25 protein-coding genes are annotated in these 24,722 nt (G+C 68.1%); 18 read left to right on the top strand and 7 right to left on the bottom strand.

Features of this window, described 5'->3' with window-relative positions:
- Nucleotides 1-29: 29 nt before the first annotated feature.
- Nucleotides 30-857 (bottom strand): META and DUF4377 domain-containing protein, encoded by an 828-nt coding sequence (locus ACVOJ1_RS04855; protein ID WP_065182074.1) that lies wholly within the window; start codon nt 855-857, stop codon nt 30-32.
- Between the two features lie 73 nt (nt 858-930).
- Nucleotides 931-1,725, bottom strand: a complete 795-nt coding sequence (locus tag ACVOJ1_RS04860) for an undecaprenyl-diphosphate phosphatase (RefSeq protein ID WP_053520271.1) — start codon at nt 1,723-1,725, stop codon at nt 931-933.
- 219 nt (nt 1,726-1,944) lie between these two features.
- Here ACVOJ1_RS04860 and glnA point away from each other — a divergent pair, with 219 nt between their 5' ends.
- From glnA to ACVOJ1_RS04920, 12 genes are all read left to right on the top strand, one after another.
- On the top strand, nt 1,945-3,354 hold the full coding sequence (glnA, locus tag ACVOJ1_RS04865; RefSeq protein ID WP_053520266.1) for a type I glutamate--ammonia ligase: 1,410 nt from the start codon (nt 1,945-1,947) through the stop codon (nt 3,352-3,354).
- Between the two features lie 319 nt (nt 3,355-3,673).
- The gene (locus ACVOJ1_RS04870) at nt 3,674-4,012 is read left to right on the top strand and encodes a P-II family nitrogen regulator (protein WP_004134334.1); all 339 of its coding nucleotides are present in this window, start codon (nt 3,674-3,676) and stop codon (nt 4,010-4,012) included.
- 22 nt (nt 4,013-4,034) lie between these two features.
- The gene (gene amt, locus ACVOJ1_RS04875; RefSeq protein WP_053520267.1) at nt 4,035-5,462 is read left to right on the top strand and encodes an ammonium transporter; all 1,428 of its coding nucleotides are present in this window, start codon (nt 4,035-4,037) and stop codon (nt 5,460-5,462) included.
- A gap of 137 nt (nt 5,463-5,599) precedes the next feature.
- Nucleotides 5,600-6,346: an N-acetylmuramoyl-L-alanine amidase gene (locus ACVOJ1_RS04880; protein WP_065182073.1), complete on the top strand. Its 747-nt coding sequence runs from the start codon at nt 5,600-5,602 to the stop codon at nt 6,344-6,346.
- 144 nt (nt 6,347-6,490) lie between these two features.
- On the top strand, nt 6,491-7,651 hold the full coding sequence (gene mltA / locus ACVOJ1_RS04885; protein WP_346480080.1) for a murein transglycosylase A: 1,161 nt from the start codon (nt 6,491-6,493) through the stop codon (nt 7,649-7,651).
- Between the two features lie 170 nt (nt 7,652-7,821).
- A complete protein-coding gene (locus ACVOJ1_RS04890) occupies nt 7,822-8,775 on the top strand; it encodes an alpha/beta fold hydrolase (protein ID WP_346480081.1) in 954 nt (317 codons plus the stop codon).
- Between the two features lie 144 nt (nt 8,776-8,919).
- Nucleotides 8,920-9,201 carry a hypothetical protein gene (locus ACVOJ1_RS04895; RefSeq protein WP_346480082.1) on the top strand — a complete coding sequence of 94 codons (282 nt, stop codon included), beginning with the start codon at nt 8,920-8,922 and terminating at the stop codon, nt 9,199-9,201.
- An 81-nt stretch (nt 9,202-9,282) separates the two neighbouring features.
- Entirely contained in the window at nt 9,283-11,328 is a 2,046-nt protein-coding gene (locus ACVOJ1_RS04900) for a TonB-dependent receptor (RefSeq protein WP_346480083.1), read from the top strand.
- Nucleotides 11,329-11,393: 65 nt separating this feature from the next.
- Nucleotides 11,394-12,455, top strand: a complete 1,062-nt coding sequence (locus tag ACVOJ1_RS04905; RefSeq protein WP_346475819.1) for a two-component system sensor histidine kinase NtrB — start codon at nt 11,394-11,396, stop codon at nt 12,453-12,455.
- Nucleotides 12,448-13,896 (top strand): nitrogen regulation protein NR(I), encoded by a 1,449-nt coding sequence (gene ntrC, locus ACVOJ1_RS04910; RefSeq protein WP_065174140.1) that lies wholly within the window; start codon nt 12,448-12,450, stop codon nt 13,894-13,896. The genes ACVOJ1_RS04905 and ntrC overlap by 8 nt, the downstream gene beginning before the upstream one ends.
- Before the next feature lie 93 nt (nt 13,897-13,989).
- Nucleotides 13,990-14,556 (top strand): superoxide dismutase family protein, encoded by a 567-nt coding sequence (locus ACVOJ1_RS04915; RefSeq protein WP_053518061.1) that lies wholly within the window; start codon nt 13,990-13,992, stop codon nt 14,554-14,556.
- Between the two features lie 32 nt (nt 14,557-14,588).
- Complete coding sequence (locus ACVOJ1_RS04920; protein ID WP_197571207.1) at nt 14,589-15,209, top strand: superoxide dismutase family protein; 621 nt, start codon at nt 14,589-14,591, stop codon at nt 15,207-15,209.
- A gap of 151 nt (nt 15,210-15,360) precedes the next feature.
- Here the strand turns inward: ACVOJ1_RS04920 and ACVOJ1_RS04925 are convergent, their stop codons facing one another.
- Entirely contained in the window at nt 15,361-16,248 is an 888-nt protein-coding gene (locus tag ACVOJ1_RS04925) for a hypothetical protein (RefSeq protein WP_053518057.1), read from the bottom strand.
- A 93-nt stretch (nt 16,249-16,341) separates the two neighbouring features.
- Between ACVOJ1_RS04925 and ACVOJ1_RS04930 the strand changes: the two genes are divergently transcribed.
- Entirely contained in the window at nt 16,342-17,637 is a 1,296-nt protein-coding gene (locus ACVOJ1_RS04930) for an acetyl-CoA C-acetyltransferase (protein WP_111186508.1), read from the top strand.
- A 97-nt stretch (nt 17,638-17,734) separates the two neighbouring features.
- Here ACVOJ1_RS04930 and ACVOJ1_RS04935 read toward each other — a convergent pair whose 3' ends face one another.
- From ACVOJ1_RS04935 to ACVOJ1_RS04945, 3 genes are all read right to left on the bottom strand, one after another.
- A complete protein-coding gene (locus ACVOJ1_RS04935; protein WP_053518053.1) occupies nt 17,735-19,045 on the bottom strand; it encodes a heme biosynthesis HemY N-terminal domain-containing protein in 1,311 nt (436 codons plus the stop codon).
- Complete coding sequence (locus tag ACVOJ1_RS04940) at nt 19,042-20,028, bottom strand: uroporphyrinogen-III C-methyltransferase (protein ID WP_065182067.1); 987 nt, start codon at nt 20,026-20,028, stop codon at nt 19,042-19,044. Before ACVOJ1_RS04940 ends, ACVOJ1_RS04935 begins: the two co-directional genes overlap by 4 nt.
- Nucleotides 20,029-20,132: 104 nt before the next feature.
- A complete protein-coding gene (locus ACVOJ1_RS04945) occupies nt 20,133-20,939 on the bottom strand; it encodes a uroporphyrinogen-III synthase (RefSeq protein ID WP_197571202.1) in 807 nt (268 codons plus the stop codon).
- Nucleotides 20,940-20,974: 35 nt separating this feature from the next.
- Here ACVOJ1_RS04945 and ACVOJ1_RS04950 point away from each other — a divergent pair, with 35 nt between their 5' ends.
- The 5 genes from ACVOJ1_RS04950 (at nt 20,975) to ACVOJ1_RS04970 (ending at nt 24,058) form a co-directional block, all read left to right on the top strand.
- Nucleotides 20,975-21,442, top strand: coding sequence for a YiiD C-terminal domain-containing protein (locus ACVOJ1_RS04950; RefSeq protein WP_053518047.1), 468 nt, complete (start codon nt 20,975-20,977; stop codon nt 21,440-21,442).
- Between the two features lie 32 nt (nt 21,443-21,474).
- Nucleotides 21,475-21,900 (top strand): hypothetical protein, encoded by a 426-nt coding sequence (locus ACVOJ1_RS04955; protein WP_053518045.1) that lies wholly within the window; start codon nt 21,475-21,477, stop codon nt 21,898-21,900.
- 56 nt (nt 21,901-21,956) lie between these two features.
- Entirely contained in the window at nt 21,957-22,394 is a 438-nt protein-coding gene (locus ACVOJ1_RS04960; protein WP_053518043.1) for a rhodanese-like domain-containing protein, read from the top strand.
- Between the two features lie 100 nt (nt 22,395-22,494).
- The gene (gene secB / locus ACVOJ1_RS04965) at nt 22,495-23,013 is read left to right on the top strand and encodes a protein-export chaperone SecB (protein WP_004153553.1); all 519 of its coding nucleotides are present in this window, start codon (nt 22,495-22,497) and stop codon (nt 23,011-23,013) included.
- 19 nt (nt 23,014-23,032) lie between these two features.
- Nucleotides 23,033-24,058 carry an NAD(P)H-dependent glycerol-3-phosphate dehydrogenase gene (locus tag ACVOJ1_RS04970; protein WP_053518041.1) on the top strand — a complete coding sequence of 342 codons (1,026 nt, stop codon included), beginning with the start codon at nt 23,033-23,035 and terminating at the stop codon, nt 24,056-24,058.
- A gap of 151 nt (nt 24,059-24,209) precedes the next feature.
- On the opposite strand, the gene ACVOJ1_RS04975 is transcribed toward ACVOJ1_RS04970, so the two are convergent.
- Nucleotides 24,210-24,689 (bottom strand): SgcJ/EcaC family oxidoreductase, encoded by a 480-nt coding sequence (locus ACVOJ1_RS04975; protein ID WP_197571198.1) that lies wholly within the window; start codon nt 24,687-24,689, stop codon nt 24,210-24,212.
- Nucleotides 24,690-24,722: the final 33 nt, after the last annotated feature.

The raw sequence follows: 24,722 nt of genomic DNA on the forward strand, positions 1-24,722 counted from the left end.
GGCGGCCCTGCGGCCGCCCTTCTGCATGCTTACTTCTTCTCGACGGCCGACTCGACCACCATGTCCAGCACATACGCCTGCGACGGCGCATCGGCCGGCGGGTTCTTCACCTCGTAGCGCTTCACCCGCACGACGTTGCGCACGCCGTCTTCGTGGGTGTAGCCCTCGATGTTGCCGTAGAAGTTCTCGAACTTGCCCGGCTCGCCCTGCTTGAGGCCCTTGTCGTCATACTTCACCTCGCGGACCTGCAGGCACTGGTAGTCCGGGATCAGCGGGTGCGAGCACTTCTCGGTCCGGGCGGCCACTTCCAGGAACACGGTTTCGCCGGCGCCGCCATAGCGGGTTTCAGCGGTGGGTTCCGGAGCGAAGACCAGCGTGTCGCCCTGTGCGCTGGTCAGGGTCAGCATGCCGGCGGCATCCTGCTCCGCCTTCAGTTCGCCCTGCAGGCGGCTGGATACGGCCTCGTCCAGCGCCATCAGCGACTTGTCCGCGCAGGCCATCATCGTCGAGGCCATCGCGCTGACACTCAGCTTTCCGTCGGCCAGGGTGTAACCGCCACTCATGCGGTTGCAGGTATTGCTGACCGACAGGCGGCCATCGACGAAGTCCAGGGTGACCGGCTTGTCTTCACGGGCGAACAGCGCGTCGATGCGCTTGCCGTCGGCGGCCGTGGCCTTCTGCAGCCGCCAGTGCTGGCTCTGCAGGCGCTGCGCGTCCAGGTGCGCCAGCGTCTGCTGGTCTGCCGCCTTGGTCGCCGCCGGGGCCACGTCGTCGCCGCCGGTTCCGGCCGGGGCCGGGGTCTGGCTGCAGGCGGCCAGCAGGGCCAGCGGGAGGAGCAGGGTGAGCTTGCGGTTCATGGTGATTCTCCTTGGGGAACCGAGGGGGAAACGGGGCGGGGCCGGCAACGGGGTTGCCGTTCCCCGCCGCTGTTCAGGTGCCGGACGGCAACCACAGCAGCAGTGCGGCACCCAGCGCGATGCGGTACAGGGCGAACGCGGTGAAGCGGTGCGATTTGATGTAGCCCAGCAGCCACTTCACTACGATGAAGCCGGTGATGACGGCGGCAACGAACGCCACGCCGACATCGGCCCAGTTCTCGCTGGCCAGTTGTCCCTTCTTGGCCAGCTCGAGGAACGCATAGGCGCTGGCGGCGAACATGGTGGGAATGCCGACCAGGAACACGAACTCTGCGGCGGCTGCGCGACGGCTCAGGCCCAGCAGCATGGCCAGGAAGATGGCCGACGCCGAGCGCGAGGTGCCGGGGAACACGCCGGCCACCACCTGTGCCAGACCGACACCGATCGCCACCGTCCAGGTGACCTGGTCGCGGTCGGGCAGGCGCGCGGTATACAGCTCCACCAGCAGCATCCAGATGCCGCCGATGATCAGCGCCCAGGCGATCGGGCTGACCGTTTCCGGAAGTTCCCAGCCGAGCAGGCGCACCGGCAGCCCGACCACGGCGGTGACCAGGAATGCCGCGCCCAGCTTGAACACGTAGTCGCGGTTCTCGCGCTGCCCCAGGCCGGTGGCCAGACTCCACAGGCGCTGGCGGAACACCAGCACCACGGCCAGGATCGCGCCGGCCTGGATGATGATGTTGAAGAAATCCGAACGTGCGCCCAGCCAATGCTGGGCGATCAGCAGGTGGCCGGTACTGGAGATCGGCAGGAATTCGGTCAAGCCTTCGAGGATGCCCAGCAGCAGGGCGGAGAGCAGGTCGGACATGGACAGTGCGGGCGCGTGCGGCGGAAGAAGGTCGAGAGGATAGACCATCCATGCCGCACCAAAGGGGTGCATCCGCGTGCCTGCGCACCCCTTTGGTGCAGGCTGTGCCGCACTAACTCAGTGCACGCTTTGTGAAATCAAGGACTTGCAGGGCGCAAAAAGTTGGCACGGTCATTGCTGTACCTCAGCAGGCATTCATTCCCATCCGAGGTCGTACCGATGTCCGTGGAAAACGTTGAGAAGCTGATCAAGGACAACCAGATCGAGTTCGTCGATCTGCGCTTTGTCGACATGCGCGGTGTCGAACAGCATGTCACCTTCCCGGTCAGCATCGTCGAAGCGTCGCTGTTCGAAGAAGGCAAGATGTTCGATGGCAGCTCGATCGCCGGCTGGAAGGGCATCAACGAATCGGACATGGTCCTGCTGCCGGATCCGTCCAGCGCCTATGTCGATCCGTTCTACGCCGATCCCACTCTGGTCATCAGCTGCGACATCCTCGATCCGGCCACCATGCAGGCCTACGGCCGCTGCCCGCGCGGCATCGCCAAGCGCGCCGAGGCCTACCTGAAGTCCTCGGGCATCGCCGAATCGGCGTTCTTCGGCCCGGAGCCGGAATTCTTCATCTTCGACTCGGTCCGTTTCGCCAATGAAATGGGCAACACCTTCTTCAAGGTCGACTCGGAAGAAGCCGCCTGGAACAGCGGCGCGAAGTACGACGGCGCCAACAGCGGCTACCGCCCGGGCGTGAAGGGCGGCTACTTCCCGGTGCCGCCGACCGACACCCTGCACGACCTGCGTGCGGAAATGTGCAAGACGCTGGAACAGGTCGGCATCGAAGTGGAAGTGCAGCACCACGAAGTGGCCACCGCCGGCCAGTGCGAGATCGGCACCAAGTTCAGCACCCTGGTGCAGAAGGCCGATGAGCTGCTGCGCATGAAGTACGTCATCAAGAACGTCGCGCACCGCAACGGCAAGACCGTCACCTTCATGCCCAAGCCGATCGTCGGCGACAACGGCAGCGGCATGCACGTGCACCAGTCGCTGTCCAAGGGCGGCGCCAACCTGTTCTCCGGCGACGGTTACGGCGGCCTGAGCCAGCTGGCGCTGTGGTACATCGGCGGCATCTTCAAGCATGCCCGCGCCATCAATGCCTTCGCCAACTCGGGCACCAACAGCTACAAGCGCCTGGTGCCGGGCTTCGAAGCACCGGTGATGCTGGCCTATTCGGCGCGCAACCGTTCGGCGTCGTGCCGCATTCCGTGGGTCTCCAACCCGAAGGCACGCCGCATCGAAATGCGCTTCCCCGATCCGATCCAGTCCGGCTACCTGACCTTCACCGCGCTGATGATGGCCGGCCTGGACGGCATCAAGAACCAGATCGACCCGGGCGCACCGAGCGACAAGGACCTGTACGACCTGCCGCCGGAAGAAGAGAAGCTGATTCCGCAGGTCTGCTCCTCGCTGGACCAGGCGCTGGAAGCGCTGGACAAGGACCGTGAGTTCCTGAAGGCCGGCGGCGTGATGAGCGATGACTTCATCGATGGCTACATCGCGCTGAAGATGCAGGAAGTGACCAAGTTCCGCGCGGCGACCCACCCGCTGGAATACCAGCTGTACTACGCCAGTTGACCGGGCGGCGATGGCGGCGGGCTTCCCCCTCCCACCCGCCGCCATCGCCTCCGATCTTTGCGGCTGGGGAGCCGCAGGGTGGGCTCCGGCCCACCGTGGTAGAGCGGACCGTGGGTCCGTTGATCCAGGGGCAAGAGAGACCGGATACGCGACATGGGCCGCCCTCCCTCCCGCGTCGGTCGTGCAAGGAGAGAGGCACGACCGTCCCGGCCCCGTTCGTGTCCGGTGCAACAGCCACGGCCATCGATGTGATGGCCCGTGGTTGCCTGATGCCATCGCGCGTTGGCGCGCTGGCCCCATCCACCATCGGGACATGCGCATGAAACTGATCTCCGCCATCATCCGACCGTTCAAGCTCGACGAGGTCCGCGAGGCCCTCTCCGATGCTGGCGTGTCGGGCATCACCGTGACCGAAGTGAAAGGCTTCGGCCGCCAGAAGGGCCATACCGAGCTGTACCGCGGCGCAGAGTACGTCGTCGATTTCCTGCCCAAGATCAAGATCGAAACCGTGGTCACCGACGAGCGCGCCGATGCGGTGATCGAGGCGATCCAATCGTCGGCAGGTACCGGCAAGATCGGTGACGGCAAGATCTTCGTCACCGCCGTCGAACAGGTCATCCGCATCCGCACCGGCGAAATCGGTGCAGACGCGCTGTAACCCCCTTCCGGAGACTCCCCCAATGAAGATGCGCCTTCTTACCGGGTGGCAAGCCCGGTTCCATCTCGTGTGCCTGCTGATGCTGCTCAGCGCGCTGGCCGCGGGCGTCTGGCCGGGCAACGCCCACGCCCAGGCCCAGGTGACACCGTTGAGCAGTGAACCGGTAGCGGTCGAGCCGCTGCAGGCACCGGCCGCCGCCGCTCCCGCGGCTGCCGAGGCTGCGGCCCCGGCCTTCGATCACGGCGACGTCGCCTGGATGCTGACCTCCACCCTGCTGGTGCTGTTGATGGTGGTGCCGGGCCTGGCCCTGTTCTACGGCGGCCTGGTGCGTTCGAAGAACGTGCTGTCCGTGCTGAGCCAGATCCTGGTGGTGTTCTCGCTGGTGCTGCTGCTGTGGGTGTCCTACGGCTACAGCGCGGTGTTCAGCGCCGGCAATCCGTTCTTCGGTTCATTCACCGAGTTCGCGTTCCTGAAGGGCTTCACGCCCGACTCGGTGGGCAACACGCCGATCGCGGGCCTGCCGGATTATCTGTTCGTCGCCTTCCAGTCGACTTTCGCCGGCATCACCACCGCGCTGATCGTCGGTGCCTTCGCCGAGCGCATCAAGTTCCGTGCGGTGCTGCTGTTCTCGGCATTGTGGTTCACCTTCAGCTACATCCCGATGGCGCATATCGTCTGGGGCGGTGGCTACCTGGGTGAGCTGGGCGCGATCGACTTCGCTGGCGGTACCGTGGTGCACATCAACGCCGGCGTTGCCGGCCTGGTCGCCGCGTGGTTCGTCGGCAAGCGCCTCGGCTACGGCCAGACCGCGCTGAAGCCGCACAACGTACCGTTCACCTACATCGGCGCGATGCTGCTGTGGGTGGGCTGGTTCGGCTTCAACGCCGGCTCCGCCGCCGCGGCCGATACCGTGGCATCGCTGGCCTTCCTCAACACCGTGCTGGCCACCGCCGCCGCAGTGCTGGGCTGGACGCTGGTGGAAGCCATCGGCAAGGGCAAGCCGTCGGCGCTGGGTGCGGCCTCCGGCGCGGTGGCCGGCCTGGTCGGCATCACGCCCGCGTGCGGCACGGTCGGGCCGCTGGGTGCCATCGTCATTGGTTTCGTCGCCGGCACCGTCTGCGTGTGGGGCGTCACCGGTCTCAAGCGCCTGCTGAAGGTGGATGACACGGCCGACGTGTTCGGCGTGCACGGCGTCGGCGGCATCGTCGGCGCGATCCTCACCGGTGTGTTCAGTGCGCAGTCGCTGGGCGGCACCAAGGCCGATCTGGATATCGGCCACCAGGTGTGGGTGCAGGTGGTCAGCGTCGGCCTGACGGTGGTCTGGTCCGCCGTGGTGACCGCGGTCATCCTGCTGCTGGTGAAGGTGGTGGTCGGCCTGCGCGTGACCGAAGAGGCCGAACGTACCGGCCTGGACGTCACCTCGCACGGCGAATCCGCATACGAGGCCTGATGCAGGGGCGGGCGGTCCGGAAGGGCCGCCCGCACGCTGTGCAGCCGGGCCATGCCCGGCTGCGTCCGTCAGGGCACCGGCCACGCGCCGCGTGCCCCTCCATGCACGATCCATCCCGATCGCGCACAATCAGGGGCATGCACCCGATCCGCACGTCCCTGCTGCTCTCGGCCTGCCTGCTGCTGGCCGCCTGTGCGTCCGCTCCGCCGGAGCCGCGCAATCCGCTCGCGACCTGGGTGCCCTCGCCGAACCACAACGCGCGGGGTCCGGTCATCATCGTCATCCACCACACCGAACAGGATTCGGTGCAGCAGAGCCTGCGCACGCTGCGCACCGCCAACAGTGGCGGCCGGGTCAGCGCGCATTACCTGATCGGCGCCGATGGCCATCGCTACCAGCTGGTGAGCGATCAACGTCGTGCCTGGCATGCCGGCACGGGCCGATGGGGCACCATCACCGACCTCAACTCGGCGTCCATCGGCATCGAGCTGGACAACAACGGCCGCACACCCTTCAGCGCGGCGCAGATCGAATCGTTGATCGTGCTGCTGCGCGACCTCACCGCGCGCCTGGACATTCCGCCGCGGCAGGTCATCGGCCACGCCGACCTGGCGCCGACGCGCAAGCAGGATCCCAGCCGTTTCTTCCCGTGGCAGCAGCTGGCAGAGGCCGGCTTCGGCGTGTGGCCGCGTGCCAGCGATGGTCCCGCACCGGAAGGCTTCGATGCCTGGAATGCGCTGGCCCGCTTCGGTTACCCGCTGGAAGATCGGGACGCGGCGGTGGCCGCGTTCCACCGTCGATTCCGTGGCAGCGATGATCTGCCGAAGACGCTGGATGCGGAAGACGCGCGCATCCTGTACTCGCTGCTGCTGCAGACGCCGTGACCGGCAGCGCCGGGTCGGAATGCCGGTAGCGCCGGGCCATGCCCGGCGAGCGCACAGCGCGGGACCCGCTTTCCGCCGGCCATGGGCCGGCGCTTCACCTGCATCAGGTTGCCGGGCCAGCACCCGCCCCACTACATTGCGACCATGATCACTGTTAAGTCGTTGCCGCACGCGCTGCTCCTCCTGCTCGGTGCAGCCCTGCTCGCCGCGTGTTCCACCACCGGCACCCGCCCAGGCACGCCTGCCGCTGCCACGCCCGCTGCGGCCACCTACGCCAGGGTTGAATGGAGTGCGCTGCCACCGGTCTCGGACAGCGACCTGCAGGCCGGCTTCGTCGCCTGGCGCAGCAGCTGCACCCGCCTGAAGAACGATGCGGTCTGGGCCAGACCCTGCGCCACAGCCGCTGCGGTTTCAGACAAGGACCCGGCCGACATCCGCCAGTTCCTGCAGCGTGATCTGGACGTCTATGCGCTGCGTGCGGGTGGCCAGCATGCCGAAGGCCTGATCACCGGCTACTACGAGCCGATCTACCCCGGCAGCCTCAGCCGCACGGACACGGCAACAGTGCCGGTCTATGGCACCCCCGATGATCTGATCGTGGTGCAGCTGGACAGCGTCTACCCCGAACTGAAGGGCAAGCGCCTGCGCGGCCGCCTGGACGGCAAGGTACTCAAGCCCTATGACGACGCAGGCACCATCGCCGGCAAGGGTGCCAAGGCGCCGGTACTGGCCTGGCTGACCGATCCGATGGATCTGCAGCTGCTGCAGATCCAGGGCTCGGGCCGGGTTCGCCTGGCCGATGGCACGCAGGTGCGGCTGGCCTACGCCGAGCAGAACGGCCATCCCTATCGCGCGATCGGCCGCTGGCTGGTGGAGCAGGGCGAGCTGCGCAAGGAAGACGTCACCATGGACGCCATCCGCACGTGGGCGAAGGCCAATCCCGCGCGTGTTCCGGAGCTGCTGCGCAGCAATCCCAGCTACGTGTTCTTCGTGCGCAGCGCCGACAGCCGGGAAGGCCCGCGCGGTTCGTTGAACGTACCGCTGACTGCCGGCTACAGCGTTGCCGTGGATCGCACCGTGGTACCGCTGGGCAGCCTGCTGTGGCTGTCGACCACCCGTCCGGACGGTACGCCGCTGGTACGCCCGGTGGCCGCGCAGGATACCGGTGGCGCCATTGCCGGCGAAGTCCGCGCCGACCTGTACTGGGGCACCGGTGATGCCGCTGGGAAGCTGGCCGGCGACATGAAGCAGCAGGGCAGCCTGTGGATGCTGTGGCCGAAGGGTGTGGCATTGCCGGCCCGCTGACCGCTGACCGCTGACCGGGCCGCGGCGATGCCCGCGCGAGGTAGTGGTCGCGGGCCATGGGGATTGGCGGACGAATGGTCAAATTTTAAGGACTTTACGTGGCAAATAGTCCTGGAAAGGGGCGCAAAGTGGACCTGTCGAAACCCACTCACTTCGCAGGAGATTCCACCATGAACACCGTCACCCGCACCCTGGCCGCCACTGCCCTGGCTCTGTCCCTGCAGGCCGGCCTGTCCGCCCAGGCTGCGCAAGCGGCGCCCTCCACCGCCGTCACCGCCGTCGCCCGTACCGCCAGCACCCTCACCACCGCCGATGGCGTGCAGCTCTACTACAAGGACTGGGGTCCGAAGGATGGCCCGGTGGTCACCTTCAGCCACGGCTGGCCGCTGGACTCGGACAGCTGGGAATCGCAGATGATCTTCCTGGCCGACCATGGCTACCGCGTGATCGCGCATGACCGCCGCGGTCATGGACGCTCCAGCCAGCCGTGGGAAGGCAACGACATGGACCACTATGCCGATGACCTGGCCACGGTGATCAACACGCTGGATCTGCATGACGTGACGCTGGTGGGCTTCTCCACCGGGGGGGGCGAAGTGGCGCGCTACATCGGCCGCCATGGTACCGGCCGGGTGAAGAAGGCCGTGCTGATCAGCTCGGTGCCGCCGCTCATGCTCAAGACCGCCGACAACCCCGGCGGCGTACCGATCGAAGTGTTCGATGGCCTGCGCAAGGCGCAGCTGGAAAACCGCTCGCAGCTGTACCGCGACATTCCCTCCGGCCCGTTCTATGGCTTCAACCGCCCCGGCGCGAAGGTTTCGCAGGCCATGATCGACGCCTGGTGGGCGCAGGGCATGCTGGGCGGGCACAAGAACACCTACGATTCGATCGCCGCATTCTCGGCAACCGATTTCCGCCAGGACCTGAAGAAGTTCGACGTGCCGACGCTGGTGATCCACGGTGATGACGATCAGATCGTGCCGATCGACGTTGCCGGCCGCATGTCGGCCAAGCTGATCAAGGGCGCCCGCCTGATCGTCTACCCGGGTGCGCCGCATGGCCTGACCGAAACCCACAAGGACAAGGTCAACCAGGACCTGCTGGTCTTCCTGCAGCAGAAGTGAGTGCAGGGCCCCGGCGGTGAGCCGGGGCCCTCTGCCGTGATCGACGGGCGCATGGCAGGTCATCGCAGGGCCCCTGCGGTGCCCGCTGGGCGATAATGCCGCCCTCTGAACTCTCCGGCTGCCTCCACAGCCAGGACTCCGGCAATGAAGAACGCAAAGAAGTACTACAAGCACTGGGCCGAATCGGGCCTCGGCAAGGGCAACGTGCTGATGGAAGCACGGGGCGACAGGATCGTCCGCCAGGTGGAGATCTACGGCTCCAAGCTGGTATGGGCCGATGAAAACGGCCAGAGCGATGACCGGTTCATGCTGGCCGACCAGCCCGTCTCGTTCCTGGAATTCGATTCCGACGACGAGATCAGCGCGCGCGAATTTGAAATCGCGTGGAAGAAGGCCAAGGAAGCGACCGGGTATCCGTCTGCCTGACGCCCGGCAAACCGGCGTCCCCGATGGCTGCCAGAACTGAAATGTTATAAAGTTTCATTTTGGCACTCCATCTCCTCCCCCATGAAGACCCCCACGCTGCTGGCCGCCCTGGCGGCGGCTCCCCTTGCCCCTGACGCATTGGCGCAGTCAGCCGACGCGGCGCTCACCCTGGGCAAGGTCGATGTCCACCAGCACCGGGAAGGCGCCCTCAGCGCGCACCAGGTACTCACCTCCGTTGACGTTCTGGGCGCAGACCAGATTGAAGACCGCACCGTGTCCCACAGCTGGGAACTGCTGGGGCAGATGCCCGGCATCCAGCTGACCGAAACACGCCAGGGTGCCGAGTCGGGCAAGGTCAGCTTCCGCGCCTTCAATGGCGAGGGTTACCTCAATGCCATCAAGACCCTGATCGATGGCATCCCGAGCAACGTCAACAGCGGCAACCAGCGCTTCATCGACATGCTGTTCCCGCTGGAAATCAGCTACATCGAGGTGGTGCGCGGGACCAACGATCCGCGTTATGGGCTGCACAACATCGGCGGCAACGTGAACTTCGGCACCCGCCAGGGCGGCAGTTACACCGATGCGCGGCTGGCCTATGGCAGCTACAACACGCGCGATGCGCAGCTGGCGGTGGGCCGCGAATCCAACGGCTTCGCGCAGAACTACTTCATCGGCACCCAGGCCAGCGACGGTTATCGCGAGCACGACACCTCCAGGAAATATTCGCTGGGCGGCAAGTGGTTCTACGGTTCACTGGACGATGGCCTGCGCGTGGGCCTGACCGCGCGCGCCTATCACCACGAGGCGGACGAGCCCGGCTTCATGACGGCCGAGGAACTGCGCACGCACCGCCGTGGCAGCGACCTGCGCAACGCCCATGACGGCGACGACCGCGACATGCGCCAGTTCGCTGCGCATCTGGACCTGAAGCTGTCCGACGCGCTCGTTCTCGGCACCCGGCTGTACTACAACCGTTACCAGGACGATCGGCGCGTGACCTTCAGCGACCTGCCCACCGGCAACCTGCCGCGCCAGCGGCGGCTGTGGGACGAGCGCCAGGCCGGCCTGCTCACCACGCTTACCTGGCAGCCCGCAGCCACGCTGACGGTGGAGGGCGGGTTGAACTACGAGCAGCAGGACAACGGTTACATCCGCGAGCGGTATGCCTACGCCGAACCCACCGATTTCACCCGCCCGCCGGCCCGCGTGCAGAACGACGACCGCCACAGCTTCGACAACGTGGGCGCTTATCTGCAGGCCATCTATCAGCCAGCCGCCGCCTGGAAGATCGTGCCGGCCTATCGCGTGGACCGCTTCAATGGTCGCACGCGGTTGATGGATGGCACCCGCGGGCGGCTGCAGGACTACGGCTCCATCGGCCAGCCCAAGCTGAGCGTCATCCACAGCCTGGGCGACACCACCCACGTCTACGCGAACTGGGGCCGCACGTTCCAGGTGCTGACCGGCGCCACCGCGCCGGCCTATCTCACGCCCGGGCAGACGCCGATGCGTCCTTCCACCAACACCGGCATGGAGCTGGGCCTGAAGTTCCAGCCCTTTGACGGCGCCCAGGCCCGCCTGGCGATATGGCAGCAGGATGCGGAGAACGAGGTGTCCAACATGCCGGCCACCGGCACCACCGTCACCCTGGGCAAGACCCGCCGCCGTGGCGTGGACGCGCAGTTGAGCCTGCAGGTGGGCGACGATTGGACGGTGTGGGCCTCGCATGCGTACCAGGAAGCGAAGATCACCCGCGACAACCGCGCCCCCGGCGTGTCCCTGCAGGGTCGCGAAGTGGCCGCCACCCCGCGCCACATCAGCAACCTGGGCGTGGACTACCAGGCCAGCCAGGCACTGCGGCTGGGCCTGCAGGCGCGCGCGCAGGGCGACTACTACCTGGAAGAGCGCAACGTGGCCGGCAGGTTCGGCGGCTTCGCCGTGCTCGACCTCACTGCCGCGTACCGGATCAATCCGCGCTGGAGCGTGGACCTGCAGCTGAAGAACGTCACCGGACGCGAGTACGCCTACGCGTGGTACGACAGCTTCTTCTGGGACAGTGCCCGGCCGATGTTCTCGCCTGCCCCCGGCCGCACCATCTTCGTCGGCCTCAGCATGAAGCTGTAGACCGGCGGGGCGCTTCGGGTCGCGGAAGGAACGCATCTGCCACGCTTTTGCACTACATTGGTGCAATGTCCGACCCCGCGCCGCCACCGTCCCTCGATGCCCTGGGTACCCCCTTGGCCTGGGCCGCTGCCGACGGCCGCATCATCGGCTGCAATCCGGCCTTCGGACGCTGGCTGGGCGTCAGCGGCCGTCGCCTGCTGGGCCAGCCCCTGGCGGCGCTGGAGGTGCAGGGCGAGGCGCTGGCCCACTTCCTGGCCCGCGACGAGCGTGACAGCCTGCGCCTGCACCGGCTGGCACTGGCGGTACCGGGAGAGGCACCCCGCTTCGCCGAAGGCTGGATGAGCCGCCGTGATGATGGCGGCTGGCTGCTGGAGGCGCATCCGGTCGATGAGTTCCCCGGGCTTGATCCCACCCAGGCCCTGCCCAGCGCACTCAGCGCGGCGCTGAAGGGCCTGGCCCACGAACTGCGCAACCCGCTGGCTGGCCTCAAAGGCGCGGCGCAGCTGCTGGCGCGCCGTGCCGCACAGCGCGATGCCAGCGAGCGCGAACTGATTGAACTGATCGGTTCGGAGATCGAACGCCTCAACGGGTTGCTTGACCAGCTGCTGTCGCCGGCGCCGGCGGCACCGCATGCCGCCTTGAACATCCATGCAGCACTGGAGCGCGTGCTGCGCCTGGCCGAGAACGAAGCGGGCTGGGCGGTGCGCCTGCAACGCGACTACGACCCCAGCATTCCCGAGCTGGATGGCGACGCCGACCGCCTTACCCAGGCAGTGTGGAACCTGGTGCGCAATGCGATCCAGGCCGGCGCGGGCACCATCACCCTGCGCACGCGCGTGGAGCATGGTGCGCGGGTTGCCGAGCGGCTGCATACGCTGGCGCTGCGGCTGGAGATCGCCGACGACGGTCGTGGCGTACCCGAGGAGCTGGCCGAACACCTGTTCCTGCCCCTGGTCAGTGGTCGCGCCGAAGGCACCGGCCTGGGCCTGGCGCTGGCCCAGCAGGTCGCGCGCGAGCATCGCGGCACGCTGACCTACCGCTCGCGGCCCGGCCACACCGTATTCACCCTGCTGCTGCCGATCGGCAGCGGCACCGTTCCGGCCGAGGAGGCCCCGCGCGATGTCTGACGCGTCCCCTTCACCCCAGCGGATCTGGGTGGTCGACGATGACCGCGCCGTGCGCTTCGTGCTGTGCACCGCGCTGCGCGAGGCGGGCTACCGGGTCGATGATTTCGACAGCGCCGCCGCCGCCCTTCAGGCGCTGGCCGAGGGGTCTCCGCCGGCACTGCTGTTCACCGATGTGCGCATGCCCGGCGATGACGGCCTGGTGCTGCTCGACAAGCTCAAGGCTGCCTTGCCACAGCTGCCGGTGGTGGTGATGTCGGCCTACACCGATGTCGCCAGCACGGCGGGCGCCTTCCGCGGCGGCGCGCACGAATTCCTGTCCAAGCCGTTCGATCTGGATGATGCCGTGGCGCTGGCCCAGCGCGTGCTGCCGGCGGTCGCGCCGGCACTGGCCGCGCCGGTACCGGCCACGGAGGCCTCCGCCGACCCGTCGCCGCAGCTGGTTGGCGATACGCCGCCGATGCGCGCGCTGTTCCGCGCCATCGGCCGGCTCGCGCAGGCGCCGCTGGCGGTGCTCATCACCGGTGAAACCGGCACCGGCAAGGAACTGGTGGCCAACGCGCTGCACCGCGAATCGCCGCGTGCGCAGGGCCCGTTCGTGGCATTGAACACCGCCGCCATTCCCGCCGAGCTGCTGGAGAGTGAACTGTTCGGCCATGAAGCCGGCGCATTCACCGGCGCACAGCGCCGGCACATCGGCCGCTTCGAGCAGGCCGACGGTGGCACCCTGTTCCTCGATGAAATCGGCGACATGCCCCTGCCGCTGCAGACGCGCCTGCTGCGCGTGCTGGCGCAGGGCGAGTTCTTCCGTGTCGGCGGTCGCGAACTGATCCGTGTCGATGTGCGCGTGATCGCAGCGACCCACCAGGACCTGGAAGGACGGGTGGCGCAGGGGCTGTTCCGCGCCGACCTGCTGCATCGCCTGGACGTGGTGCGCCTGCAGCTGCCGCCGCTGCGTGAGCGCCGCGAGGACATCGCGCAGCTGGCCACCACCTTCCTGGCGGCGGCCGCACGCCGGCTGGATACGCCGACCAAGCGCTTGACCGCCGCTGCCTTGCAGGCGCTGCGCGAGCACGACTGGCCGGGCAATGTGCGCGAACTGGAGAACGTGTGCTGGCGGATGGCCGCACTGGCCGCCGCCGACACCATCGGCGTGGCCGACGTGGATACCGCGCTCAACCGGGCACGCACCCGGCGCAGCAGCACCGGCGGCACCGACCCGGGGCAGTGGGAGGCGCTGCTGTCGGAGTGGGCGCGGCGGCAACTGGCGGAGGGCGTGGAAGGGCTGCATGCGCAGGTGCGCGAGCGCGTCGATCACGCCCTGCTGGACGCTGCCCTGCAGATCACCCACGGTCGCCGCGCGGAAGCAGCGGCGCGGCTGGGCCTGGGCCGCAACACGCTGACCCGCAAGCTGGGCGCAGGCCGCCGCCGCGGCCCCCATTGAACGGTCCCTGCACGCGATCCTCGCATCCGCTTGCCGAACCGTTGATCCCTCATGGACGATGCCGTCCGTAGTGTCACCTGCAAGGAGTCTTCGATGCGCCTGTTACCTGCCCTTCTTCCGCTGTCCGCCGCCGCGCTGCTGTCCGCGTGTGGCAGTACGCCGAAGCCGCAGCCCACGCCACCGCCGCCGGTCGTGACCAGTACCGCACAGCAGGCCGAGGCGAATCTGGCCCCGGCGTCGGCCAGCATCGTCAGTGGCCGGCTGGTGCTGAAGGTCGAACCGGCAGGCGTACATATCACCGGCCTGGTCGGTGGCCTGCAGCCGATGCAGCAGGCAGGCTTCCATATCCACGAGCGTGGTGATTGCAGCGCTGTGGATGCCAGCAGTGCGGGCAATCACTTCAATCCCGGCGGCGTCGCGCACGGGCGCGCCGGTGCCGGCACGCATCACCTGGGCGACATCGACAACCTGCGTGCCGATGCCCAGGGCCGCGCCAACGTCGACATCCACCTCAAGGGCGTTACTCTGGGCGGAGGCGCCGCCACCGATATCGCAGGACGCGCATTGGTCGTGCATGCCAATGCCGATGACTATCGCAGCCAGCCTGCCGGCAATGCCGGCGTTCGCATCGCCTGCGGCGTGATCCGCGTGACGCGCTGATCGCCGCCGGCCATCTTCCAAGGAGAGCATCCATGCGTCTGATCCATACTTCGCTGTTCGCGGCCATCGCCGCCCTGGGCCTGGCGGCCTGCGGCAAGCCGGCCGACACCCCGCAGACCGAGACGCAGCCGGCCGCGCCGGCCGAGAGCGCAACCACCGAACCGGCGCCCGCTGCAGAACCGGCGTCCACCGCCGATGCCTCGGCCACGGCCGAGCTGGCACCCACCCAGGGCAACGAGACCAAGGGCAGCGTCACCTTCAAGCGGGTTGACGGCAAAGTGCACGTCACGGGCCAGATCAGTGGCCTGAAGCCCGGCAGCGAACACGGTTTCCACATCCACGAGAAGGGCGACTGCAGTGCGCCGGACGGCACCAGCGCCGGCGGTCATTTCAACCCGGGCAAGCAGGACCATGGCAGCGTGGCCAGTGATCCGCACCACGGTGGCGACATGCCCAACATCAAGGCCGACGACAAGGGCGTGGCCACCATCGATGGCCCGGTGTCGAGCAACGTGAACATCGGCAAGGGCGATGATTTCGACATCATCGGCCGTGGCCTGATCGTCCACGCCGATCCGGATGACTACACCAGCCAGCCGACCGGCAACGCAGGTGCGCGCCTGGCCTGCGCAGTGATCCAGAAGGCCCCGTAAGGCCGGGCCCGCTGGATTGGAAAACGCCGGCGCAGGCCGGCGTTTTTCTTTGCATCCCTTTCTGTAGAGCCGAGCCCAGGCTCGGCTGCTTTTCCGGCGGCCTGAGCCGAGCATGGGCTCGGCTCTACAACACGCGGCCGCCGTTTCCTTGTCAGCGCGCCAGCAACTCGCGCGCGTCCTGTCCCGCCTCGCAATGCACGAACAGCACCGGCACACCGTGTGCTTCCAGCACTGCCGCCATCTGCCGCTGGCGCATCAGGAACTGCTCATAGATGCCCTGCAGGCGATCGCAGTCGCCACTGTCATGACTGTAGTGGGCGCACCAGCCGGCCGGATCGAACAACGCCATGCGCGCCTCGCCATGGCTGTAGCGCAGCAGCGGCTCCGGTGCGGCCTCAAGCCATTCATCCTCGCCCGGCGCCATGATCGCGGTCTCGATCAACGGCCACAGCGCGGCCAGGCCCTGGTTGTCGTACTGCATCGACATCATCGCGGCCAGGTCATTCACGGTGAAATAGCGCGCATGCTCGATGCGGGCACCGAAACTGTTCTGCGCCATCAGCGCGGTATCGGCATGGGCCATGCCATTGGCCAGCAGCACCTCTTCCAACGCATCGGCCACCGCACGGGTGGTCGCCACATCACTGCCGGTCAGCAGGAACGGCAGCACACGCAGGCCGCCACCCACCAGCGTCGAATCGGCCTGGAACGGCAGCGGCACATCGCCATTGGCATCGGTACCGAAGGCCAGCAGCCGCGGGCCCTGGTTGCGGCCCGGCGCGCGCATCTGCAGTTCTTCCAGACGGCGATGGATCGGCCAGCCCGGGCGCAGCACTTCGGCCGGGTCGAAATGGGCGGCGGCCAGGACCAGGTCCAGCTCGGCCACGGCCGGTACCAGCTTGGACAGGTCGCGGCCGACGCGCTCGGCCAGTTCACCGGCCTGGTCTGCGCTGAGTACCGCCTGGCGGGGGATCTCGCCGCCGGCCAGTTCCAGGGCCAGCACGCCAAGGGCATTCATCGCGGGGTCGGGTTTGCTCATGGTTCCACGGTTGGCCCATCACAGGGCGGCAGCTACACTTGGCCCCATTATGCCTGCTCTGTCGTGCAGGCCATGTTGCAGACACCCTCATCCATGCCAGGTATCTCCATGCCCAACGCTCGTCCCGTCGCCATTCTCGGTGGCGTCCGCATTCCGTTCTGCCGCCAGAACACCGCGTATTCGGATGTCGGCAACCTCGGCATGTCGGTCCGTACGCTGGGCGCGCTGGTCGAACGCTTCGGCCTGCACGGCCAGCAGCTGGGTGAAGTGGCGATGGGTGCGGTGATCAAGCACTCCAGCGACTGGAACCTGGGCCGCGAAGCCACGCTGTCCTCCGGACTGTCGCCGCTCACCCCGGGCATCACCCTTCAGCGTGCCTGCGGCACGTCGCTGGACAGCATCATCACCGTCGCCAACAAGATTGCCCTGGGCCAGATCGAATCGGGCATCGGCGGCGGGTCGGACACCACTTCCGACGTGCCGATCGTGTACGGCAAGAAGCTGCGTGCACGCCTGCTGGCCGCCAACCGCGCCAAGAGCACCGGCGACAAGATCCGCGCGCTGACCTCCGGCTTCAAGTTCTCCGAACTCAAGCCCGAGTTCCCGGGCGTGGCCGAACCGCGCACCGGCAAGAGCATGGGCGATCATTGCGAGGACATGGCCAAGGAATGGAACATCTCGCGTGACTCGCAGGACGAGTGGGCGGTGTCCTCGCACAAGAAGCTGGCCGCCGCCTATGAGCGTGGCTTCTTCAACGACCTGATCGCGCCGTTCCGCGGCGTGGAGCGCGACAACATCCTGCGCCCGGATACCTCGCTGGAAAAGCTGGCCACGCTGAAGCCTGCGTTCGACAAGGTGTCCGGCCGCGGCACCCTGACCGCCGCCAACTCCACGCCGCTCACCGATGGTGCCGCGGCGGTGCTGCTGGCCAGCGAGGAATGGGCCCGCGCCCACGGGCACGAGCCGCAGGCCTACCTGCGCGATGCGCATGTCTCGGCGGTCGATTTCGTGCACGGCGAAGGGCTGCTGATGGCACCGACCGTGGCCGTGCCCGAGATGCTCAAGCGCAACGGCCTGACCCTGCAGGACTTCGACATCTACGAAATCCACGAAGCGTTTGCCGCACAGGTGCTGTGCACCCTGCGCGCGTGGGAGAGCGAGGATTACTGCCGCAACCGGCTGGGCCTGGAGGCACCGCTGGGCCGCATCGATCCGGACAAGATCAATCTGCTGGGCTCGTCGCTGGCTACCGGTCACCCGTTTGCCGCTACCGGTGCGCGTGTGATCGCCACGGCCGCAAAGCAGCTGGCCGAACGCGGCGGCGGCCGCGCGCTGGTGTCGATCTGCACGGCAGGCGGCATGGGCGTGGTGGCGATCGTCGAGCGCTGATCGCTGCAGAAGGCTGTACATGGAAAAGCCGCCCGGATGGGCGGCTTTTTCGTTGCGGACCCGGTGGGGTGCCGATCCTTCGCCGGCACTGCACCGGTCAGGGAAGACGGGGGTTGCCGAACTCGTCGCGCTCTTCGTTGGCGTTGTACACCGGCGGTTGCGGCACCGTCGGCAGATCTTCCACGGTGGCGCGCGGCGGCACTTCATCGGCACCGGCCCCTGCCGTGCGCACCAGCGCCACACTGTCCTCGCCGCGCTGCAGGCGCAGCGCGTTGGCCAGGCACTGTGCAGCCAGGGCGTGTTCACCCCGCTGGGCGAACAGCTCACCCAGCGCTTCCCAGGCCGGGGCACCGGCGCCGCTGGCGATCGCTTCGTGCAGGAACGTATCGGCAGCGTCCCATTGCTGCTGGGCCAGGGCGACGCGGCCCTGTGCCAGGCGCAGCGCCGCCGAATCGTCATGCACGTTGCGCCAGCGCTGCAGGTTGGCCTGGCGGGTGGCGAGGCGTTCGGCCGGCAGGCGGCCATACAGGGCCACCAGTTCGTCGTCCCACCGCTGGTCCAGGGCGTGCTCCAGCGCCAGCAGCGCCGGCTCGTCCCAGTTCAGCGCCACCGCGCGGCTGGCATAGGCGCCCACCACGTCGGGGGTCGGCCGCAGCGCTTTCGGCGTGGCTTCCCACTGCGCGGCCAACGCATTGACGTCGGCCGCTTCCAGCAGCGCCTGCGCGGCCAGGCGCGCTTCCAGTTCGCTGTTGGATTCGGCCGGCAGCACCTTGCTCTGACGCAGGGCGCCCAGCTGTCCATACGCTTCGTGCGCACGACCGGCGCGGGCCAGTGCCTCGGTGCGCAGCCACAGGCCACGCGGCGGAAGCGGCTGGATCGCGGCCACATCCAGCACGTTGATCGCGTCCACCGGCAGGTCGCGCGCCAGCAGCTGCTCGGCGCGCAGCAGCGCCTGCAGGGTGGCATCGGATTCACCCAGCCGCTGCAGCAGCGCCTCACCTGCGCTGGCGTCAGCACGTGCCTGTGCACTGCGCACGGCATTGGCCAGCGCCACCGCGCTCACTTCCGGATCCTTGGCGGCGCCGTCGAGCAGCTTTTCCGCACGCTGCCACTGGCCGTGCTCGTAAGCCTGCAGGCCATCGATCAGGCGCACCCGGCCCTGCTTGCGGCGGTAGCGGCCCCACGCACGGAACGGTGCGGCGATCAGGCTCCACAGCAGCCACAGCACCAGGACTGCAATCACCGTCAGCAGCGCCACCTTCGGCAGGTTGCTGTGATAGTCGTAGCCGCCATAGCGCAGAATCACTTCGCCGTAGCGGTTGAGATCGTCGGTGCCGAGCCATTGCGCGGCGACCACACCAATGGCCACGGCCAGCAACAGCACGACCAGGGATTGCAGGGGTTTCATTCGGGTAGCCTCCGGTCGGTCTGGGTGCGCAGCTGTTGCAGGGTGCTGCCTAGGACGGTGTTGCTGGTCTGCAAGGGAAGCTCGCGCAAGGCCTGCAGTTCAGCACGCTGCGCGCGCAGGGCCGGTGAATCCGGCCAGCGCCGCTGTGCCCACTGCTCCACGCGCGACAGCGCGGCGTCACGGCCGGCACGGTCGCCGCGCTCGATCGCCGCCCGGGCCAGGGTCAGTTCCAGTTGCAGTGCATCGTCGGCGTTGCGCCGTTCGGCGGCGGTCAGCGGACCGTTCTGGCGGCTCGGGCTGATATCGACGAAGGGCGCCAAAGCGGCCTGCCACCACGCTCGCGTCTGGTCGCCGGCCGGCGTACTGGCCACCTGGGTCGGCAGCCCCTGCAGGGCGCCGGCCAACGCATCCAGTCGCTGCAGCGCCTGAACGCGGGGTCCGGCACCCAACGCATCGAGGGCATCGCGCTCCTGTACCAGCGCCTGGCGCAGGTTCAGGCCCTCGCTGTCAGGCAGCGCGGCCAGCGCGGTCGCGGCCTGTGCATAAAGACGGCGGGCACCTTCGACATCGTCGGCGTAGTTCAAGCGCTGTGCGGCCTGGGTCAGCAGCAGTTCGGCCTCGTCGCGCTGCACGGCCTGTCGGCCCTGGTTGGCGCTGTCGGCGAGCTTGGCGAGGTTTTCCTCCAGCAGCGCGCTGCGCTGCGACAGGCCCAGCATCTCGTCGCGCAGCACACGGTTGGTTGCGGCCGCGTCCTGCAGGCGTTGGCTGGTTGCGCGCTGGTCGCGACGCAGCGCATCCAGCGTGGCCTCCAGGCCCTGCAACTGCACCGCCATCGTCCGCGACTGTGCTTCCTGCTCATGCTGTTGCTGCTGCCAGAAACGCCAACCGGCATAGCCTCCTGCCCCGAGCACGGCCACCACCGCCAGCGGCAGCAGCCAGCGCAGGGAGCGGCGGGGTGGGGAAACGGGGGCGGTGTCGTTCATCAGGCTTCCTTGTCGGCGGCGTCGCCGGAAGGGTTCCGGCAGGCAGCGTCAAGCACAGCATCCCTGTTGCCGACGACAGCGGCAAGCGTGACCCACGTCCCTGTTCAGGTCGCTGCCGGCCCGGTGAGCGTGGTGTGTGCAGCGGCGATCAACTGCGGGGTGGTCGGCCCCGCGCTGCGTACCACCCGCAGGCCCAGCGCCTGCGCCTGCATGCCCAGCCGTTCGCTGGCGACCAGTGCGGTGGCATGGGCCTGCAGCCGCTGCTGCCACTGCGGCGACAGCTGCTCCCACACACGTTGCAGGGCTTCACCGCTGCTGACCGCCATCAGCCAGGGCGCAGAACACTCTCCCAGCCGTGACAGGGCGCGAGGCGACAGGCGCAGTGGTTGGCGCCGATAGACATCGGCACGTTCGATGCTGGCACCCGCCGCCTGCAGCCGGGCGGCAATCAGGCCCCGGCCACCGGGCGCGGTGACCAGCCCGATCCGCAGGCCCTGTACCGCCGCCAGTACCGGCAGGGCCAGCAGCCCCTCGCTGTCCATCCGCTGCGGCGCGTGGACCTCGCTGATGCCGTGCGCCTGCAACGCGCGTGTGGTGCCCTCGCCGACCGTCAGCCACGGGCTGTGCTGCGCCGGGCGCAGCGGCAGCAGCGCGGCAGCCGCCGTGACGGCTGCGGGGCTGGTGAACACCACCCGATCGCAGTTCAGCGCGCGTTGCAGCTGGCGCACCACGGCAGGGCCCTGCAAGCGTTGCAGCCGCCACGGCGACAGCGCCACCAGCTGCCCGCCGAGCCCAGCAACGGCGCGGCGCAGCGCCGAATGCTGGCCCTGCGGACGCAGCGAGATCAGCGTCCAGCCCGCGCCGCGGCACGCGCTGCCAGTGGGTATCGTATGGTCATCCATTGCCTGCATTATGCGGGCCCGCCGTTGTCGTGGTTGCTGCTCCGATGTCCGTTGATGCCCTGAGCTCCTCGTTGGCCTCCCTGCAGGAGGTGCTGGACTGCATGCCTGCGGTCCGTGCCATGCAGATCCGCCTGGACGGCTATGCCGATGGCGTGCTGCGCATCACCGCGCCGCTGACGGCGAACGTCAACGACAAGGGCAACGCCTTCGGCGGCAGCCTGGCCTCGGTGCTGACCCTGTCCGGCTGGGCGCTGGTCAGCCTGCGCCTGCGCCTGGCCGGCCACGACGCCGAGGTCTACGTGGCCGACAGCAACCTGCGCTACCTGGCACCGGTCTACGAAGACCTGCACGCGCAGGCCGAGGCGGCCGAAAGCGGTGCCTGGGACACCTTCCTGGCCACCTTCCGCCAGCGTCGCAAGGCCCGCATCAGCATCATCGCTACCCAGCCGGCCGCCGACGGCCGGGCCGCTGCCGAGTTCAGCGGTCGCTTCGTTGCCTTCGCCAAAGGGTAGGATGGCAGGCTGACGCCCTGCGGAAACCCCTGATGCGCCGCCTCATCCAGATCCTGTTGTGTTCCCTGCTGCTGGTCAGCGCCATGGCCGGTGCCGACGAGCTGAGCCGCAAGCAGCGCAAGATGCTGGAAGAGACCCAGATCGCCTACGGAGCGACGATCCGCTGGGGCAGCATGGACGACGCCATCGGCTACCTGGATCCGGTGCTGCGCAAGGAAAAGCCGCCCACCGAGTTCGAGCTCAACCGTTATGCACAGCTGCGGGTGTCCTCCTACCGCGAGCGCAGCAGCGCCTCGCTGCCCGATGGCCAGGTCGAGCGCCGGGTGGAAATCGGCGTCATCAACCAGAACACCCAGGCCGAGCGCACCGTGGTGGTGACCGAGCGGTGGCGCTGGGATGCCGAGGCCAAGCGCTGGTGGCAGGCCGGTGGCCTGCCGGATCTGTGGCAGGGGCAGTGACGGGCCGCGTCCGGCTTGTGCGACAATCGGCGCCCGCTTATCGACCCGTGACCTGAGTGAATTACGAAGAGTTGCTGGCCTTTGCAGGCCGAAACCCGATGCTGTCCGCGGCCCTGGTCGGCCTGACCGTGGCCCTCATCGTCACCGAAATCCGCCGCCTGTTCCGGGGCTTCAAGGGCATCAAGCCCGCCGAACTGACCCAGCTGATGAATGCGGGCGGCACGGTGGTGGTGGACCTGTCCGCCAGCGGTGACTTCGAAAAGGGCCACATCGCCGGCAGCCGCAATGCGCAGGCCAGCGCGTTCGGCCCGGAGCACAAGCTCGTGGCCAGCGCCAAGCAGGCGCCGGTGGTTCTGGTGTGCCGAAACGGCAACGCATCGGAAACCGCCGCCAAGGCGCTGAAGAAGGCCGGTTTCGAAAAGGTCTTCGTGCTCGAGGGCGGCATTCCCGCCTGGCAGCAGGCCGAACTGCCGCTGGTCAAGGGCCGCAACTGATTGCCGCAGGTGGCGGATCCGGCCTTGTATGGGCCTGATGCCGCCCCCATCGCAGTAATTCGACCCTAGTTTTCATTGCATTCACCTGGAGTTACTGGAAATGTCCGAAGAGATCACCAACGGCGCCGCTGCGCCGGTCGATGCCGCTACCGGCCCCGCTTTCACCGTCGAGAAGATCTACGTCAAGGACGTCTCCTTCGAGTCGCCGAACGCACCGACCATCTTCAATGACCAGGTGCAGCCGGAGCTGCAGCTGAATCTGAACCAGCAGGTGCAGCGCCTGGGTGAGAACGCGTTCGAAGTCGTGCTGGCCGTCACCCTGACCTGCCAGGCCGGTGAGCGCACCGCCTACGTGGCCGAAGTGAAGCAGGCCGGCGTGTTCGGCCTGGTCGGCCTGGACCCGCAGTCGATCGACGTGCTGCTCGGCACCCAGTGCCCGAACATCCTGTTCCCGTACGTGCGCCAGCTGGTCAGCGATCTGATCCAGGCCGGCGGCTTCCCGCCGTTCTTCCTGCAGCCGATCAACTTCGAAGGCCTGTACGCAGAAACCCTGCGCCAGCGCCAGGAGCAGGGCGACGCACCGTCGCTGGCTGACTCCGAGCCGGCCGGCAACGCCTGAATCCGTCGCGACGTCACGGATGAGCACTACCGCTGACAAGATCGCCGTGCTGGGCGCCGGTTCCTGGGGAACCGCGCTGGCCAGCCTGCTCGCCCGGCACGGTCATCCGACCGTGCTGTGGGGGCGTGATGCCGCCGTGGTCGAGGCCATCGACCAGCGCCACGAGAATCCGCGCTACCTGCCGGGCATTCCGCTGCCGGACAGCCTGCATGCCACCACCGACCTGGCGTCGGCGGTGCACGGTGCCGCCTGGATCCTGGTGGTGACCCCGTCGCACGCGTTCAACGAGACCGTGCGCGCGCTGGCGCCGCTGCGTCCGGCCGGTGCCGGCGTGGCCTGGGCGACCAAGGGTTTCGAGCCCGGCTCCGGCCGTTTCCTGCATGAAGTCGCGCGCGAGATCCTCGGCGAGGACGTGCCGCTGGCCGTCGTCACCGGGCCGTCGTTCGCCAAGGAAGTCACCCAGGGCCTGCCCACCGCGATCACCGTGCACGGCGACGTGCCGGCGTTCGCGCAGACCGTGGCCGAAGCGATGCATGGCCCGGCGTTCCGTGCCTACACCGGCGACGACATGGTCGGTGCCGAGCTGGGGGGCGCGATGAAGAACGTGCTGGCCGTGGCCACCGGCGTTGCCGATGGCATGCAGCTGGGCCTCAACGCCCGTGCCGGCCTGATCACCCGCGGCCTCAACGAGATGCTGCGGCTGGCCGCGGCAATCGGTGCCAAGCCGGAAACCCTGATGGGTCTGGCGGGCCTGGGCGATCTGGTGCTGACCTGCACCGGCGACCTGTCGCGCAACCGCCGCCTGGGCCTGGCCCTGGGCCGCGGGCAGACGCTGCAGGATGCCGTGCGCGAGATCGGGCAGGTGGTCGAATCGGTGCAGACGGCCGATGAGGTGATGCGTCAGGCACGCCGACACGGCATCGACCTGCCGATCTCCGATGGCGTACGCGCCGTACTGCACGGCGAGCAGACCCCGGCAGAGGGCCTGCGCGCATTGCTGGCGCGCGAACAGAAACCGGAATATCCGGACACGCTGTTCAAGTAACCGAAAACCCCGGCCATGCGTCGGGGTTTTTTCATCAGGGAGTACCCCATGCGGGTGCCGGACCGGACACAGGCTCTGGTCGGTGCCAAGCTTGCTTGGCATCACGCGCGCAGCATATCCACGCATGGCGTGGATCCACTGCAACGCCCGATCACCGCGCCCTTGGCGGCGCGTTGCCGTTGTCCATGTCCGAGAAGATCAGCCAGGGTCCATCGCCCGCGCGCGTCAGCGTCAGCGTGAACTTTCCGGTATCGCCGACGTTGCCGCCAAACGTGTAGGCACCAATGATGTAGGCCGTGCTCCTGTCCACCGCGTACGCCAGCGCACGCAGGCGCAGCGGGCTTCCACCCTGTCCGGCGTAGGCGGCCGCGATCGCGTCGCGCCCGCGCACCGGCGGCTGGTGGCTTTGCAGGATGAATCCGTCTTCGGCGAACAGCGCCGCCAGTGCCTTGCCATCGCCCGCGCTCCACGCCCGCTCGTAGTCGCGCAGCACGCGATCCAGTGCCGCAGGCAGTGCCACGTCGGGCAGGCGTTCAGCGGGCGGCGGTGCGCTGCTGGCGTGCTGCGCGAGGGCAGGACCGGCCAGCAGCACGGTGGTAAGAAGGATCGCGGCATGGAAGGGTCGGCGCATGCGAAGAGTCCCGGGCGGTGGCAGAAGCCTGGC

This window comes from Stenotrophomonas sp. STEN225 (genome assembly GCF_056756445.1).